This is a genomic window from Bacteroidota bacterium (genome assembly GCA_034439655.1).
Lineage (GTDB): Bacteria > Bacteroidota > Bacteroidia > UKL13-3 > UKL13-3 > CANJUD01.
In genome coordinates, this window is the sequence record JAWXAU010000163.1 from 13,483 (window position 1) to 29,949 (window position 16,467).

The window sequence follows — 16,467 nt, forward strand, 5'->3', positions numbered from 1 at the left end:
CCCCGCACAAATGGGAACTATACAAAAGATTTAATTGCTGGGAAAGTTAATTTCTACCCAACCTTTTCACTCACCACCCCATACAAATACGTCCCACCAATAGCACTAAGTATTATAATAGCCATACTTATATAACCATAACCTAAGTTCACGAATAGCGGGCCAGGGCAAGCACCTGTCAATGCCCAGCCCAATCCGAATACAGTTCCACCCAAAAGATATTTACCTATTGATTTTACTTTGGGTATAAATACAATGGGGTTTCCTTCTGTATCTTTTAATTTATACTTTTTTACTATCGCTACTATAATAATACCTAATACAACTGCGGTGCCAATAATTCCATACATTTGAAACGACTGAAACCGAAACATTTCTTGTATACGATACCACGATATCGCTTCCGATTTGGTCATAATAATACCAAATATAATTCCTGTTATAATATATTTTAGTGCTTTCATATTTGTATATTAAAAGATAATGGGAAATAATAAATGGGTCATGATTAATCCACCAATAAAAAATCCGATAACGGCAATCAAAGAAGGTAATTGTAAATCGGAGAGACCACTAATCGCATGTCCTGAGGTGCATCCACCCGCCCACCGTGTTCCAAAACCTATAAATAAACCTCCTAAAATAAGTAGTATCATATTTTTGATATTATATAATGATTCCAGTCCAAACAATTCTTCTGGTTGCAGACCTTTGGGTGCGTCAAAACCTAGTTTTGAAATGTCATGTATCGTTTCTTTGGCTATTTGAACTGGTTCATTGGCTGATAAAAATTGATGTGCAATAAATCCACCTGCTACAGAACCTATTAAAAATAGTAAATTCCAGCTTTGTGCTTTCCAATCAAAATTAAATATTTTTATTTTTTTACCTGCTCCACATGCTGCACATATTACACTAAAATTTGAAGAAAAGCCAAATGTCTTTCCAAAAAACAACATCGCAGTCATAATACCTGCAATCGCTACACCTGAAGTATACCAAGGCCACGGCTCTTTAATAATTTCTATCATAGAATTTAATTAGTGTGTTATAATATATAATCGCCCTCGGCAAAAAAAGCCCCTTGTGGAGCTTTCTAATCTAAACTATGTTACCAAATCCGGAAGATTGTGGTCTTTCACGATACGTCAATTAATCCACATTGTCGTGCAGAAACGAATTGTTCTGCTTCAGCTCATGTTTCTTTTCTTCTTTTTCTTCTACCAATGAAACACGACTTAAATTATTCTCCGACGAATGTGGTACTTTTTCAAGGTTTATTGCTTTTCTTATATAGGCTGGAACATTATACATTTCATCAACCATTTGTGGGTTGCGAATATCTTGACTTAGTTTACGCATTTCCACCATGCGTTGTTTCAATTTTTCTACACGCTCTTTATCCTCCTGCATAGCTGGTGTAATTTCTTCTTCATGCAAAGGAATTTCAGCTTGTGGTATTTCTTCTATATGCTCAGCTACGGGCTCTTCAGCAAGGGGTTGCGGAGCATTCAAATCGAATAATTCAAATTGACTTTCTTCCTCATTCAATATAGGTTTTTGCGGAGCATTATTACTATTTGGCTGATTATTTTCCTCCACCAAATTCCGTTTCACCCATTGTTGTTCTATAGGTTTATTTTCCACAGGTTCAAATCCAGTTGCTATAATAGTTACTGAAATTTTATTTCCCAATGATTCGTCTTGTGTTAAACCTAATATGATATCAGTAGTAATTTCTGCTTCACGTTGTACATAGTTGGTAATTTCTTCTATCTCTGTCATCAAGGCTTCATCGGTTCCACTGGTGATATTTAATAATATATTTTTCGCTCCCTTTATTTTATTATTATTCAAAAGTGGACTCGTCATCGCAGCTTCAATGGCATTTAATGCCCTGCATTCACCTTCGGCAGCAGCAGTTCCCATAATAGCTACACCGCTGTTGGTCATCACCGTCCGTACATCTTCAAAATCTACATTTATATATCCTGTTACCGTAATAATTTCTGCAATACCTTTTGCTGCGGTAGTTAATATATCATTGGCATGGGCAAAAGCATTACTGAATTTTTGGTTGCCATGCAATTCCATAATACGATCGTTATTAATAACCAATAAACAATCTACAGAATCCTTCATACGTTGCAAACCACTATCAGCAAATCCTCTTCTGCGGTTACCTTCTACTTTGAATGGTGTTGTTACAATACCCACCGTAAGTATTCCCATATCCTTTGCAGTTTGAGCTATAATAGGTGCTGCACCTGTTCCAGTGCCGCCACCCATACCCGCAGTAATGAAAATCATTTTGGTATTAATACCCAATAATTCTACAATACTTTCTATACTTTCTTGTGCTGCTTTTTCGCCCGTCTCAGGATTTGAACCTGCACCCAAGCCACCAGTCAAACTTTGACCAATCTGTAATTTTAATTGTATCGGACTTGCCTCGATAGCTTGCATGTCGGTATTGCATATTACAAAATCAACTCCACGTATACCTTGGTTATACATGTGGTTAACGGCACTACCTCCGCCGCCGCCCACACCTATTACTTTTATAATATTTTGCTTGTCTTTTGGTATGTCGAATTGTATCATGTGTAGTTTGTATTAAGTATTATATATATTGAAACGTCGTATTATAATCTCCCCCTCATTAACCCCGCGGCGGCGGGAACCATTATTTTAATTGCCTTTCTCTCTCTTATAATCTTCCAACTCTTCATCTTTCATCAAGTTTCTAAACGATTCTGCAAGTTTGCTCACCAATCCGGGTCCTTTAGGTCTTGCTACCTTTACTTCTTCAGCAATAGGTGCTTCTTCTATTTTATCAGGAACTATTGTTGGATTAGTTTGTGAAGTTACAGAGTTAAGTCCTTTCATCACCAAACCTATACCTGTAGCATAAGCAGGGCTTTTAACTTCGTCAACCATTCCTTTAGCCAAATGTTCATCGGGATAGCCCACACGAACATCCAACCCTGTATGAAATTCTACCAACTGTGGCAAATGTTTCAGTTGCGAACCACCACCAGTTAATACAATTCCTGCGATTAATTTTTTCTCAAGACCCGATGCTTTAATTTCATATACTACCGAGCTGATGATTTCTTCCATACGTGCATTGATGATGCGAGAAAGATTCTTCACCGAAATTTCTTTGGGTTCTTTTCCTCTCAATCCCGGAACACATACAATTTCATTTTCCTTATTCTCTTCAGGGATAGCCGATCCGAATTTTATTTTCAAAAGTTCAGCTTGGTTTTTCATCACCATACATCCTTCTTGTATATCATCATTTATCACATTGCCACCAAACGGTATAATAGCGGTATGTCTAATTACATTCTCATGAAATATAGCAACATCGGTAGTACCACCACCAATATCTACCAATACAACTCCAGCTTCCAATTCTTCCGCAGTAAGCACTGCATCTGCCGAAGCAAGAGGTTCCAATATCAAATTCTCCACATGCAAACCTGCACGTGTTACACATTTATATATATTTTTTGCAGCCGTTATATGTCCAGTTATTACATGAAAGTTTCCTTCCAGTCTTAAACCTGCCATTCCAACAGGATCACTAATTCCTGCTTCGCCATCCACTGTATAATCTTGGGGTAAAACATGTATAATTTGCTCACCAGGTGCCAATGCAACTTTATACATATCATCGGCCAAACGATTCAAATCGCTTTGTGTAATTTCAGTATCTATATTATTCCGCACCAACAAACTGCGGTTAGGTGTTGATTTGATATGCTGACCAGCAATACCCACTTGTACCACTTTAATATCTATACCTGAACGAGCTTTGGCTTCGGCAATTGCTTGGCTAACCGCATCTTCGGTTTTAGGTATATTGGTCACCATGCCGTGGTTCACACCTGTGGACAACGCCTGACCCATCCCCAAAATATCAATTTTACCGAATTCATTTTTGCGGCCAACTATAGCACACACCTTAGTGGTACCGATATCTAACCCAACTACAATTTTTTCTTTGCTCATGATATATTATAATAACTTTTTTATCAAAGGTTTATGCTATTTGCACACCACTTCATTACGGAACTTCAAATTAATTGATTTATAATGGTTATAGCCTACTGTGTTGAGAACTTTAGAATAAAAAGTATACATTTTGTTCAGTTTATCAGACAAATCCTTGTCATCTCCGAAAATAATCTCATTCGGACCAATCTTGGGGACTATCGTCAAATCGCCTTCTTCATTGATATATATTTCTTCGGTCATACTCTTGAAATAGGCACTGGTATCAATGGCTTTCAGATAATTATATACCATTTTCCCTTCTTTCGTCACCATCGAATCTTTATATGCCATGCTCTCGAAAAAATATCCATTCACCACAGGAACTCTAGCAGTATAACTCGTACAAAAAGTAAATTTGCCCCCATCCTCATCTATATAATAATCCAATTTATCTGTAAAAACTCGAGCCACAGGACGCTTCTGAACTATCTGTATATTTAGACTCCCAGCTATATCTTTATATACTTTTACCTTTTTTATAAATGGGTTTCCCAATAGTACATTCTCTAATATATAAGGATTCAAATCCTTAACTGCAGCACCAACAATGGAGTTAATATGCAAATGATTTGTAATGATATGACCAACAGCCTCCTTGTCCACAAAATAATTCCCACTCGTTTGGTTGTCAATTTCAATATTTACCTGAGTACAAGTAATATGCTCTTGTTCACTTCCAGTAAAACTCAAAAATATAATCAAGTTCACCACCAGCAAACCCCATAACATGATATTCGATATTTTATATATTCTTTTGTTCAACTTCTATTTTAATATTTTTTCAAAGACCCTTACTATAATATTTTTTCAAAGGCGAAATGAAAGTATCAACATCACCAGCACCCAATGTTAACAACACTTCTGGCTTATATTTCTTTATCTCTTTCATTAGGTTTTCTTTAGAGACCAATACTTTGTTTTTATTTTTCATCAAGTCGAAAATGATTTTCGAAGTCACGCCTTTCATCGGTTTTTCTCGGGCAGGATAAATATCCATGAGTATAATTTCATCCAATAAATCCAAACTTTCCGCAAAGCCTTTTGCAAAATCACGCGTACGACTATATAAATGCGGCTGAAAAATACCCGTAATTTTTTTATCCTTATATAACATTTTAGCCGAATTGATAGCTGCTTTCAACTCTTCCGGATGGTGAGCATAATCATCAATATATACAAAATCCTTTAGCTTAATAATATATTCAAATCTTCTCTTCACGCCTGCAAATGTTTTCAAACCTTTTTTAATTTGCTTCTCCGTCAATCCCAAATACTTGCACACAGCTATTGCTGCAGTGGCATTCTCCACATTGTGCGAACCAGGCAAACCACATATAATATTATTCCATTTCACATCCGCATCCTTATAGGTAAATTTATAATCCCCGTTCACTACTTTTATCTTCTCCGAATTGATATCAGCATCCACATATATGCTGTAAGTGGAATTTGGCTTTCTAAAATGAGCAATCTGTGGTATCTCTTTTTTAGCAAATAATATCCCATCCTTTTTGGTTTTCTTTGAAAAAGCAATAAAGGTTTTTTCCATCTCTGCATGATTTCCATATATATCCAAATGGTCGGCGTCTGTTGCTGTAACTATAGATACATCAGGTTTCAAATGCAAAAATGAACGATCGAATTCATCTGCTTCTACTACTACAAAAGGGTACTCTCCAGTATTGGCTATATAATTTGTTTGATAATTGGTAGAAATTCCGCCCAAAAATGCCAACACATCCACACCTGAACTTTTCAGAATATGAGCTATCATTGTCGACGTTGTAGTTTTACCATGTGTGCCCGCTACTGCAATCGTATAATAATTCTTGCTAATTAATCCCAACAATTCAGAGCGTTTTACAATATTATAGTCATTTTCGACCAACCATTTAAACCCTTTGTGTTCCGCAGGTACAGCAGGTGTTCGTACAATTAATATATTATTTTTGCTGATGCTTAATTTTCGTCCAAAGTAATTTATATACTGTTCTTCTAAAAAACTTAGTTGTTTTTTTAATGTTTTTACTTGATCATCGAAAGCTATTTCAATTCCTTCTTTTTGCAATGCCTGCGTTAGGGGTGTTTCTGTTTTATCATAACCTGATACAATAATATTGGTGCCGTTAAAAAAACGTGCAAGTGCACTCATGCCAATCCCTCCAACGCCCAAAAAGTATATATATTTTATATTCTTTAGATTCATTTCACCAAACTTAAAATTTCAGAAACTATGGTTTTTGCAGCATCGGGTGTGGCAAAAAATTTAATATGAGTCGCTAGTTTATTTTGTAACACAATGTCATTCATCAATGCGAGGCAACTATCCATTAAGCTGCTTTTAGCATCTATATCTTTCACCATCATCGCTGCTTCTTTGTTAACCAAGGCCATTGCATTTTTTGTCTGATGGTCTTCGGACACATTGGGCGAAGGCACCAATACCAAAGGCTTTCCTACCAAAGCAATTTCTGATATCGAGCTTGCACCCGCACGCGAAACTATAACATCGGCCATAGCATAAGCCAAATCCATTTGATATATAAAATCATAAATTTTTACATTCTCATTTTCCAAATGCTTCACTTCATCATAATACAATTTACCTGTTTGCCATATAACTTGATATCCTGCGTCAGTAAGTTTATATACGTCACTTTTTAAAGTTTGATTCAGCGTTCTGGCACCTAGGCTTCCACCTATAAATAAAATCGTTTTCTTAGCCAAACCTAATCCGAAAAATTTGGAAGCTTCTTGCTTTTTCTGTGCCATATTTTGCAAATCTTGTCGCACAGGATTGCCTGTTTTTACAATCTTTGCCGCTGGAAAATACTTTTCCATTCCGTCATAAGCCACACATATTTTATTCGCTCTTTTACTCAGCCATTTGTTGGTAAGACCTGCATACGAATTTTGTTCATGAATCAAGGTAGGAATACCTTTTATCCCTGCGGTATAAAGCAGCGGGCCACTTGCATATCCACCTACTCCAATAGCTATTTGTGGTTTAAATTTGTTTAATATAATATTTGCTATATATATGCTCGACAATACTTTAATTGGGAAAGATAAATTACCGAGCGTCAATTTTCTTTGCAAACCACTTATCCATAGTCCCTCAATTTCAAATCCAGCTTTAGGTACTTTCTCCATTTCCATTTTGCCTTTAGCTCCCACAAATAATATATTTATACCCGGAATTTGTTTCTCCAATTCCTGTGCAATAGAAACTGCTGGATATATATGTCCTCCAGTCCCTCCTCCTGATATGATTACTTTCGTTAAGGGTAACATATTATATAGTTTGAGCTTGTAAATTATTATCTACATTATCTGATGGGGACACAGCGGACGAAGCTTCTATCTCCTCTTCCTTATGCCCTTCCTCCACCTTTCTACTCACACTTAATATAATACCAAATGCTATAGAATTAAATAAGATACTGGTACCGCCCATGCTCACCAAAGGCAAAGGCAAACCCGTAACTGGGAAAACATTTACTGCTACTCCCATATTAATAAATGCCTGTATCACCAAGCTAAAAGCCAAGCCCACTGCCAACAAAGCACCATAAGCCCTGGGACTTTTTATCACAATTCGAATACATCGAAATAGAAATAATAGATATAATAGTACAATTGTCATTCCTCCAATTAATCCATATTCTTCTATGATAATAGCAAAAATAAAATCTGAATACGGATGAGGTAAAAAATTTCTTTGTGTACTATTGCCTGGGCCCTTACCTGTGATGCCTCCAGTGGCAATTGCAATCTTAGCTTGCTGATTTTGATAGCTACCTCCATTATCTCCATCAATATAGGTTTCAATTCTGTTTTTCCATGTTTCAAAACGTCCCTTTGCAGGTGTAAACATAGCTACCGACACCAATAATCCCAATGCCAAAACTCCACTCCCTACTATCATAAATATATATTTTAAAGGCATCCTTCCTATAAACATCACCAATAATGAAGTAGCGAATAAAACTGCTGCCGTGGAAAGATTTGCAGGTGCTATTAAAGTACATATAACAACTACCCAAGCCAATATAGGCATAAATGACTTTTTCAATTCTTTAGGTTCATCTTGTGCTCTCGACAATTGACGAGCGATAAACATAATTAAGGCGACCTTGGCCAAATCGCTTGTTTGAAAAGTTTGGTTGATCAATGGTAAATTAATCCATCGCTTGGCATCATTCAAATCAACCCCCCAGATTAATGTATATATTAATAAGGGTACCGATACCACAACCAAAATTAATGAAATGCGTGAGTAATATCTGTAATCAATTAGGTGACACAGATACATAAAAAACAACCCAAATATTAGAATAGCCAAATGCTTAAACATTTTAGCTTCGGTATTGCCATCGTATTGCGTAAAAGCAATACTGCCCGTACTGCTATATACAGCCAATACACCGAATAGAGACAGTATAATGATTACAAACCATAATACTAAGTCTCCTTTTGCTTTATTTAGTATGATATCCACAGGATATTAACAATTTTCAATGTTTATGATAAATTTTGAAATATATACCTATAAGTTCCTAACAGCTTTTTTGAACTGGCGTCCCCTGTCTTGATAATCCTCGAATAAATCGAAACTCGCACAAGCTGGACTTAATAATACGATATCTTCCTTGCTTGCTAATTTGTAGGCAATGTGTACAGCTTCTTGCATGGAAGTAGCATTAACTATCATATCCACTTCTTGGCCGAAAGCTTCGTGAATTTTTCTATTGTCTAAACCTAGACATACAATAATTTTTACTTTATCTTTCACCAATTGTTTCAATTGGGTATAGTCATTGCCCTTATCAACGCCACCTGCTATCCAAACTACTGGACTTTGCATACTTTCTAATGCATACCACACCGCATTTACGGTGGTAGCTTTTGAGTCGTTTACAAACTCAATACCACCAACCTTGCCACAATTTTCGAGGCGGTGTTCGATGTTAACAAATTGAGACAGGCTCTCCCTAATTACTCCTTTACGGATTTCGAGCACTTCGCCTACTACAGCCGCAGCCATAGAATTGTAGACATTGTGACGGCCTTTTAATGATAATTCTGATAGATTCATAATAGTTATTTGGTTGTTTAAAGGGTTGATTTCTACTGTTAATTGATTCTCGTTATTATATGCTCCCGGTATACATTTATCGAAAAATGAAAAAGGTAATAACTTTGCTTTTGTTTGGTGCTTTTCTAAATTATCTAACGTAAGTTTATTGTCTGCACAATATATAAAATAGTCTGCTAGGGTTTGGTTTCGTACAATCCTAAACTTGCTGGATATATAATTATCCAACTCATAATTATATCTATCCAAATGGTCGGGTGATATATTAGTAAGGACGGCTATATTTGCCCTAAAATCATACATACCATCCAATTGAAAACTACTTATTTCTAAAACATAATAGTCGAAATTTTCAAGTGCTACCTGACGGGCAAAACTTTTTCCGATATTGCCTCCCAACCCCACATTCATGTCTGCTCTTTTCATGATGTCATATATCATAGAAGCGGTAGTGGTTTTGCCATCGGTGCCTGTAATACATATAGTATATGCATTTGTATACTTTCCTGCAAATTCTATTTCAGATATGACAGCTATTTCAAGGGCTTTTAATTTTTTGATAATCTCGGCCTTCTCAGGGATTCCAGGGCTTTTTATAACCAAATCTGCATTTAAGATTAACGCTTCTGTATGCATGCTTTGCTCGAATGCGATATGATAGTGATTAAGTTCATCAATATAGTTTTCTTTTATCGCTCCACTATCACTTACAAAAACATCATAGTCTTTTTGTACACCCAAAATGGCTGCTCCAGTTCCGCTTTCGCCGGCTCCCAATATGACTAATCTTTTTTTCAAGTTATATATTATCTTACTTTTAAGGTGAGTATGGTTATTAGTGCTAACATGATTCCCACTACCCAAAAGCGGGCAACTATTTTGCTTTCATGATAACCTTTCTTTTGAAAATGGTGGTGCAGCGGCGACATCAGAAATATTCTTTTCCCTTCTCCAAATTTTCGTTTGGTATATTTAAAATATGTGACCTGTATCACCACCGATAAATTTTCGGCAAGGAAAACACCACATAATATTGGAATCAATAATTCCTTTCTAATAATAATAGCAAAAGCTGCGATGATACCTCCTAATGCCAAACTTCCGGTATCTCCCATGAATACTTGTGCAGGGTATGTATTATACCATAAGAATCCAACACAAGCTCCTACAAATGCTCCCGCAAAAATGGTAAGCTCCCCCAAATGGGATATATACATGATATTTAAATATTTTGAGAAGACTATATTCCCCGTGAGGTAAGCTATCAAAGCCAAGGTTATGCCCATAATACCTGATGTGCCAGCTGCAAGTCCATCTATACCGTCGGTAATATTTGCCCCATTGGATACTGCTGTTATAATAAATATAACCACCAACACAAAAACTAAACCTGCCCAGTTACTTCCAAAAATATCGCCATAATCTAATTCATGATTTTTAAAAAATGGTATAGTTGTTACTGTTGATCTATGTTCTTTTGCATATAATGTTTTCCCGTCTACAGTTTCTTCCGTTTTATGATATCCTTCTCCAGCATGCTGCGACACTTCGGTTTCCGGTATAAAATCTTTTACCATTACCGATGGATGCAAATACAAGGTTAATCCTACTACCAATCCGCACACTACTTGTCCTATAATTTTGAATTTTCCTGCTAATCCTTTTTTATCTTTTTTGAATACTTTTATATAATCATCTATAAAACCAATTAATCCCAGCCATACAGTTACAAATAACATCAGTATGATATATACATTCCATATTCTTGCAAAAAGCAAAGTCGGAATTACAATAGCGGCTATAATAATTAATCCGCCCATTGTAGGAGTTCCTTGCTTGGCTTCTTCACCTTGTAAACCAAGCTTACGCACGGTTTCTGATACTTGCAATTTGTGAAGCATTTTAATAAGTCTGCCTCCAAAAACCAATGAAATAAGTAAGGACACTATAATAGCCGCCCCAGTTCTTACCGAGATAAACTGATACAATCCCGAGCCTGAGAAATGATAATGTTTGTTTAGATATTCAAATAAATAATATAGCATGCTACTTTTCTAGTTTTTCTATAAGTTCTATTATAATTTTTTTATCGTCAAATTCATGTTTTACACCTGCTATCTCTTGATATGTCTCATGCCCCTTGCCTGCAAGAAGTATAATATCCATAGGGTTTGCCATACTCACTGCTGTTTTGATGGCTTCTCTCCTATCTACAATACGAAGCGTTTTCTTATAATGTAATGCGGACACCCCTACTTGCATTTGGTCAATAATTGTTTCTGGATTTTCATCTCTTGGATTATCCGAAGTAAATATTACTTTATCGCTCATCTCTGCTGCAACCTTGGCCATCATTGGTCTTTTGCCTGCATCCCTATTTCCACCACAACCGATAATTGTATATAATGTTTCGTTACGGCTACGAATATCATTAATGGTTTGCAATACATTCTGTAGTGCATCGGGTGTATGGGCATAATCAATAATGGCCATGAGCTTTTTGGGCGACATGAAATAGTCAAACCTTCCAGTTACGCTGCCCAAATTGCTTAATGCTGTTATAATCTCTTCTTTGCTTTTTCCCAATAAAAATGCAACAGCATATACAGTTAATATATTATATGCATTAAACCTTCCAACAAGTCTATACCAAGCCTCTTCCCCGTCAATGTTTAATAATAAACCATTAAAATCACATTCAATAATTTTCGCTTTGAAATCGGCAGGGGCATTTAAGGCAAATGAATATTTTGCCGCCTTTGTATTTTGCACCATAATTGATCCATTACGATCATCTTTGTTATATAATGCAAATGCATCAATATCCAAATTATCAAATAATTTTTTCTTGGCTTTTATATAATTGTCAAATGTATGATGGTAGTCAAGATGGTCTTGGGTAATATTGGTAAAAGCTGCTCCAGTTATTGTCAATCCCGCAATCCTATTTTGCTCAATTGAATGGCTACTAGCTTCCATAAATACATATTCACAACCTGCGTCAACCATATCGGCCAACAATTTGTTTAAGGATATAGCATCGGGTGTTGTATGTGTAGCTGGAATTATTTGCTCGTTAATCTGATTTTGAACAGTTGATAAAAGGCCACAGGAATGACCCAGTTTAGTAAATAAATTAAACAATAAAGTGGCACAGGTCGTTTTGCCATTGGTACCTGTAATAGCAACAAGTTTTAATTTCTCTGAAGGATTATTATAGAAGTTGGATGAAATTTGTCCGAGTGCTTCTGAAGTATTATTAACTTGAATATATACAATACCCTCATTTATTACTTGAGGTATTTGCTCTACAACTATAATAACACATCCTTGCTCAATTACTTTAGGAATATAATTGTGTCCATCTGTTTGAGTTCCTTTCACTGCAACAAACATCATATCTTTCAATGCTTTTCTACTATCAGAAACAATAGCAGAAACGGGCAAAGAAGTATCTCCTACCACTTCGACAATATTTACATTCGATATGACCTCTTTTATAGTTTTCACTGATTTATTATATAAGTTCAATTACTACCGTGTTCCCCTTATATATTCTAGTTCCTTTTTCGAGGCTTTGAAATTTCACTTTCCCTTTTTTGCCTACATACTGCACTTTCAAGCCTCTGTTTTCTAGCAAGTACAAGGCATCACGCAGTCCCATTCCCATTACATCAGGCATTTGATTATTGGGTGACACTTGCGTTTCTGTTATATTTATTTTAGTAGAATTGGTAGTGGCATTAGACCATTCTTGGGTACTGTATACTTTGGCTTTATTTTGGGTTACCTGATAAAAATCGCTGGTATAACCTGCGGTCTTAGTTATATAATTTATTTTATTCGTATCATGTATATTTTCTGGCTCACGGTTCACTGAAGCAGCATATACTTTATCAGCAATTTCTTTAAATACTGGGCCTGCAACCAATGCTCCATAATATACACCATTGCTGGGTTTGAAAATCATGACCATGCAAGTATATTGAGGTTTGTCAGCAGGAAAAAAACCACAAAAACTGGATTTATATTTTTCTACATATTTGCCGCCCTCAACTATCTGTGCTGTCCCAGTTTTACCTCCTATTGGATATATTTTCGACCGAATACTGGTAGCGGTACCGTGCTCCACAACTCCAGTGAGCATAGGCATTACTCTCTGCAATGTTTTATCAGAGACTATTTTTTCTGATAATACTTCTGTATTATATTCTTTAATTAATTTACCAGTTTGCTCCACCCTTTTCACAAACATGGGCTTTACCATTCTACCGTTGTTTGCTACTGCATTATATAAAGTTAAAATCTGCATAGGGGTCACCATGATGGCATACCCAATCGACATCCAAGGCAAGGTAGTTGAACTCCATTGTCTATCTTGTGGAGTAACTACTTTATATACTCTTTCATCGGGAAAACCAAGTTTCAAACTTTGACCAAACTTAAAATCATTGACAAGTCTGTTCACAAATCTGCTTGGATTATTACTATAATACTTCCACACAAATTTGCTAATCCCCACATTGGATGAAAGTTCGAAAGCCTTCTGCAAGGTGAGCATTCCTTTGCCGCCATGCTCACTGTCACGCATCGTCCTGTCTCCATATGTTGTGGTACCATCTTCAGAAGAAACAGTTTCATTTTCATTTGCATAACCATCCTCCAACAAAGCGAGTACTGAAGCTAATTTAAACGTACTTCCCGGTTCCGTAGCTTCGCTTATACTATAATTATCGGCCTCAATTACTTCATCATTATCATTTCTTTTTAGGTTTGCAATTGCTTTTATTGCACCTGTATTAGTTTCCATTAATACCACACATCCGTAACTTGCTTTTTCTTTTATCAAAGCATTTTTTAAAGAATTCTCTGCAATGTCTTGTATACTCATATCAATGGTAGTATATATATCATATCCATTGTGTGGCTCTACATCATTATCATCGCTAATAGGTATCCAATTTCCACCAACAATTTTTTGCATTAATCTCTTCCCTTCCCTGCCTTTTAATTCCTCATTATATGCAGCTTCCAAACCTATCCCTCTCTCGTTTTCTTTCTTTTGCCCAATGGTACGTATGGCTAACATCCCAAAAGGATTTTCACGTATGTCTTGTTCTTCAATCAGAATTCCGCCCTTGTTACGACCTAATCTGAATATGGGAAAATGCTTTACTTTTTTCAACTGGTCATAACTGATTTTTTTTAGCAATGGCACATATCTATCTGAACCTTTGCGTGCTTTATTTAATACAACAAGATAATCTTTTCTGCTCTTTTCAGGATTTATATTCGCCAACATTAAAGCCAAGGAGTCAATGTTTTTTTTCCATATATCTTCGCTAAGTCCGCTGGCATGAGGATCCAACACTACATTATATATAGGAACAGAAGTGGCCATCAAACTACCATCGGCTGCATATATATTACCACGCATCGCAGAAATTGTGCGTAATTCGGTAGTTTGCTCAGTTTGCATAGCCACCCACTTTCCACCTTCTACAAACTGAATTTTATAGGTATAATATAATATAACCGCTGCAAACGAAGCCATAAAAATAAAGCTTAGATAAACTCGGAGTAATATGATTTGCTTGTTAGTCAATTGAAAAATTATGAGTGATGAATTATGAATATATAGATATTATTTTTTCAAGTTGTTCTTAGTAGTTAAAATGGATCAGCGAATAATTTTCAAAAGCTCGCCCGCAGTGTTATTGCTTGTTTCATAGGGGGTGTTGTTTATAAAGTCTGTGGCTAGAATTAAATCCAACCAATAAATGGTTTCATCGCATTCCTTCTGAGCAATAGCCAACTTATGAATAAAATCTAATTTAGATTCTGCATTCTGAGCTTTTCTTACCAAGGCTCCAATAGCGGTGCCGCTTCTGAGTAATTGCCTACTCATCACAAACTCCTTCTTTTCAGTCGTTATGTACTTATATAATTTCACAATCTCAATCGCAAATTCAAATGATTTTACTAGTAATATATTTTTCTTAATTTTTTCCATTCATCATTTATAATTTATCCCGCTGCGGCGGGCATCATTATCTTATTATTTTCACTGGTGGTTCACTCAAGGGTTTTAACTCTGTATCCTTCAATCTGTTCAGCACTTCCGATTGTTTGCTTTTGCTCATTAATTCTTTAGCTATACTTATATACTCACTTCTTAGTTCTTTTTTTTCTGTAGTTAATCGGGCTATCTTCACTACTGCTTTATTGGCATAATGTTGATTGGCTATATATATCATACCCAACAAAAACATATAGGAAATAAATGGCATCCACTTTTTTATATGTTCGGGAGTGATAAAAAAACTAAACTCCGAAAATTTAACCAATGGGCTTTTCCCGCTTTTCTCCTTATCTGTATTTGGTTGCTCCATTTATTATATTATAATTTTTCAGCAATTCTTAGTTTTGCACTGCGTGAACGCGGGTTCCTATCTATTTCCTCTTCCGATGGTGAAACGGCTTTCGATAAGGCTTTCAAAGGATTGCTACTATTACCGTATAAATCTTTTTTTATATGTCCTTCTATATTACCACTTGCAATAAAATTCTTCACCAACCTATCTTCTAAACTGTGATAACTCATTACTACCAATCGACCACCTTTGGCCAAAGAATCTGTGGTATCATATAAAAATTTTCCCAATACTTCAAGTTCCTTGTTCACTTCCATTCGGACTGCCTGGAATACTTGACTCAAAAAAGTATATTTATCTTTGAAAGGCGTAACTCTCTCAATTGCCGATAAAAAATCATTGATAGTTTCTATACTTTTATGTTCTCTAGCATCAATAATAGTCTTAGCTATTTTCCTACTATTTTTTAATTCGCCATACGATTTAAATATATATATAAGTTGTTCCTCACTATATTTATTTAAAACATCTCTGGCATCGGGAGTCGATTGTTGATCCATTCGCATATCCAATACTGCATCACTTCTATAACTAAAGCCCCGCGATCCTTCATCAAATTGATAACTCGACACACCCAGGTCGGCCAATATTCCATCGGCAGCTTTTATATGGTGATACTTTAAAAAGTTTTTGAGGAACCTGAAATTATGGTTCACCCAAATAAAACGAGAATCATTAGGCAAATTAGCCCGAACATCATCGTCTTGGTCGAAACCTATAAGTTTACCTTTAGGCCCTAGTTTTTCGAGTATTGCTCTGGAATGACCACCCCCACCAAAAGTTACGTCCACATATACACCATTGGGCTTGATGTTCAACGCTTCAATGCATTCATGCAGCATTACGGGCGTATGATATGTGGCGGCAATG

At 36.0% G+C, this 16,467-nt stretch carries 15 protein-coding genes; all 15 read right to left on the reverse strand.

What is annotated here, in order from left to right; translation table 11 throughout:
* Nucleotides 1-53 precede the first annotated feature (53 nt).
* The 15 genes from SGJ10_12235 to rsmH all read right to left on the reverse strand — a co-directional run bounded on the left by SGJ10_12235 (nt 54) and on the right by rsmH (nt 16,466).
* Nucleotides 54-464: a DUF6691 family protein gene (locus SGJ10_12235; protein MDZ4758890.1), complete on the reverse strand. Its 411-nt coding sequence runs from the start codon at nt 462-464 to the stop codon at nt 54-56.
* A 9-nt stretch (nt 465-473) separates the two neighbouring features.
* On the reverse strand, nt 474-1,031 hold the full coding sequence (locus SGJ10_12240) for a YeeE/YedE thiosulfate transporter family protein (GenBank protein MDZ4758891.1): 558 nt from the start codon (nt 1,029-1,031) through the stop codon (nt 474-476).
* A 121-nt stretch (nt 1,032-1,152) separates the two neighbouring features.
* Complete coding sequence (gene ftsZ, locus SGJ10_12245) at nt 1,153-2,604, reverse strand: cell division protein FtsZ (protein ID MDZ4758892.1); 1,452 nt, start codon at nt 2,602-2,604, stop codon at nt 1,153-1,155.
* 87 nt (nt 2,605-2,691) lie between these two features.
* A complete protein-coding gene (gene ftsA / locus SGJ10_12250; GenBank protein MDZ4758893.1) occupies nt 2,692-4,020 on the reverse strand; it encodes a cell division protein FtsA in 1,329 nt (442 codons plus the stop codon).
* Between the two features lie 36 nt (nt 4,021-4,056).
* Nucleotides 4,057-4,827, reverse strand: coding sequence for a hypothetical protein (locus SGJ10_12255; protein MDZ4758894.1), 771 nt, complete (start codon nt 4,825-4,827; stop codon nt 4,057-4,059).
* A gap of 19 nt (nt 4,828-4,846) precedes the next feature.
* Nucleotides 4,847-6,271, reverse strand: a complete 1,425-nt coding sequence (gene murC / locus SGJ10_12260) for a UDP-N-acetylmuramate--L-alanine ligase (protein ID MDZ4758895.1) — start codon at nt 6,269-6,271, stop codon at nt 4,847-4,849.
* Nucleotides 6,268-7,359, reverse strand: coding sequence for an undecaprenyldiphospho-muramoylpentapeptide beta-N-acetylglucosaminyltransferase (gene murG / locus SGJ10_12265; GenBank protein MDZ4758896.1), 1,092 nt, complete (start codon nt 7,357-7,359; stop codon nt 6,268-6,270). Before murG ends, murC begins: the two co-directional genes overlap by 4 nt.
* A 1-nt stretch (nt 7,360) precedes the next feature.
* The gene (locus SGJ10_12270; protein MDZ4758897.1) at nt 7,361-8,566 is read right to left on the reverse strand and encodes an FtsW/RodA/SpoVE family cell cycle protein; all 1,206 of its coding nucleotides are present in this window, start codon (nt 8,564-8,566) and stop codon (nt 7,361-7,363) included.
* A gap of 48 nt (nt 8,567-8,614) precedes the next feature.
* A complete protein-coding gene (gene murD / locus SGJ10_12275; protein ID MDZ4758898.1) occupies nt 8,615-9,961 on the reverse strand; it encodes a UDP-N-acetylmuramoyl-L-alanine--D-glutamate ligase in 1,347 nt (448 codons plus the stop codon).
* An 8-nt stretch (nt 9,962-9,969) separates the two neighbouring features.
* Nucleotides 9,970-11,208: a phospho-N-acetylmuramoyl-pentapeptide-transferase gene (mraY, locus tag SGJ10_12280; GenBank protein MDZ4758899.1), complete on the reverse strand. Its 1,239-nt coding sequence runs from the start codon at nt 11,206-11,208 to the stop codon at nt 9,970-9,972.
* Between the two features lies 1 nt (nt 11,209).
* Nucleotides 11,210-12,673: a UDP-N-acetylmuramoyl-L-alanyl-D-glutamate--2,6-diaminopimelate ligase gene (locus SGJ10_12285; protein MDZ4758900.1), complete on the reverse strand. Its 1,464-nt coding sequence runs from the start codon at nt 12,671-12,673 to the stop codon at nt 11,210-11,212.
* Between the two features lie 7 nt (nt 12,674-12,680).
* The gene (locus SGJ10_12290; GenBank protein MDZ4758901.1) at nt 12,681-14,717 is read right to left on the reverse strand and encodes a penicillin-binding protein; all 2,037 of its coding nucleotides are present in this window, start codon (nt 14,715-14,717) and stop codon (nt 12,681-12,683) included.
* 126 nt (nt 14,718-14,843) lie between these two features.
* Complete coding sequence (locus SGJ10_12295; GenBank protein ID MDZ4758902.1) at nt 14,844-15,176, reverse strand: four helix bundle protein; 333 nt, start codon at nt 15,174-15,176, stop codon at nt 14,844-14,846.
* Between the two features lie 37 nt (nt 15,177-15,213).
* Nucleotides 15,214-15,555 carry an FtsL-like putative cell division protein gene (locus tag SGJ10_12300; protein MDZ4758903.1) on the reverse strand — a complete coding sequence of 114 codons (342 nt, stop codon included), beginning with the start codon at nt 15,553-15,555 and terminating at the stop codon, nt 15,214-15,216.
* An 8-nt stretch (nt 15,556-15,563) separates the two neighbouring features.
* Nucleotides 15,564-16,466: a 16S rRNA (cytosine(1402)-N(4))-methyltransferase RsmH gene (gene rsmH / locus SGJ10_12305; GenBank protein MDZ4758904.1), complete on the reverse strand. Its 903-nt coding sequence runs from the start codon at nt 16,464-16,466 to the stop codon at nt 15,564-15,566.
* Nucleotide 16,467: the final 1 nt, after the last annotated feature.

Coding starts and splice junctions, on each gene's coding strand:
- SGJ10_12235 (MDZ4758890.1), bottom strand. CDS start 464: ATGAAAGCACTAAAATATATTATAACAGGAATTATATTTGGTATTATT.
- SGJ10_12240 (MDZ4758891.1), bottom strand. CDS start 1,031: ATGATAGAAATTATTAAAGAGCCGTGGCCTTGGTATACTTCAGGTGTA.
- ftsZ (MDZ4758892.1), bottom strand. CDS start 2,604: ATGATACAATTCGACATACCAAAAGACAAGCAAAATATTATAAAAGTA.
- ftsA (MDZ4758893.1), bottom strand. CDS start 4,020: ATGAGCAAAGAAAAAATTGTAGTTGGGTTAGATATCGGTACCACTAAG.
- murC (MDZ4758895.1), bottom strand. CDS start 6,271: ATGAATCTAAAGAATATAAAATATATATACTTTTTGGGCGTTGGAGGG.
- murG (MDZ4758896.1), bottom strand. CDS start 7,359: ATGTTACCCTTAACGAAAGTAATCATATCAGGAGGAGGGACTGGAGGA.
- mraY (MDZ4758899.1), bottom strand. CDS start 11,208: ATGCTATATTATTTATTTGAATATCTAAACAAACATTATCATTTCTCA.
- SGJ10_12290 (MDZ4758901.1), bottom strand. CDS start 14,717: ATGGCTTCGTTTGCAGCGGTTATATTATATTATACCTATAAAATTCAG.
- SGJ10_12295 (MDZ4758902.1), bottom strand. CDS start 15,176: ATGGAAAAAATTAAGAAAAATATATTACTAGTAAAATCATTTGAATTT.
- SGJ10_12300 (MDZ4758903.1), bottom strand. CDS start 15,555: ATGGAGCAACCAAATACAGATAAGGAGAAAAGCGGGAAAAGCCCATTG.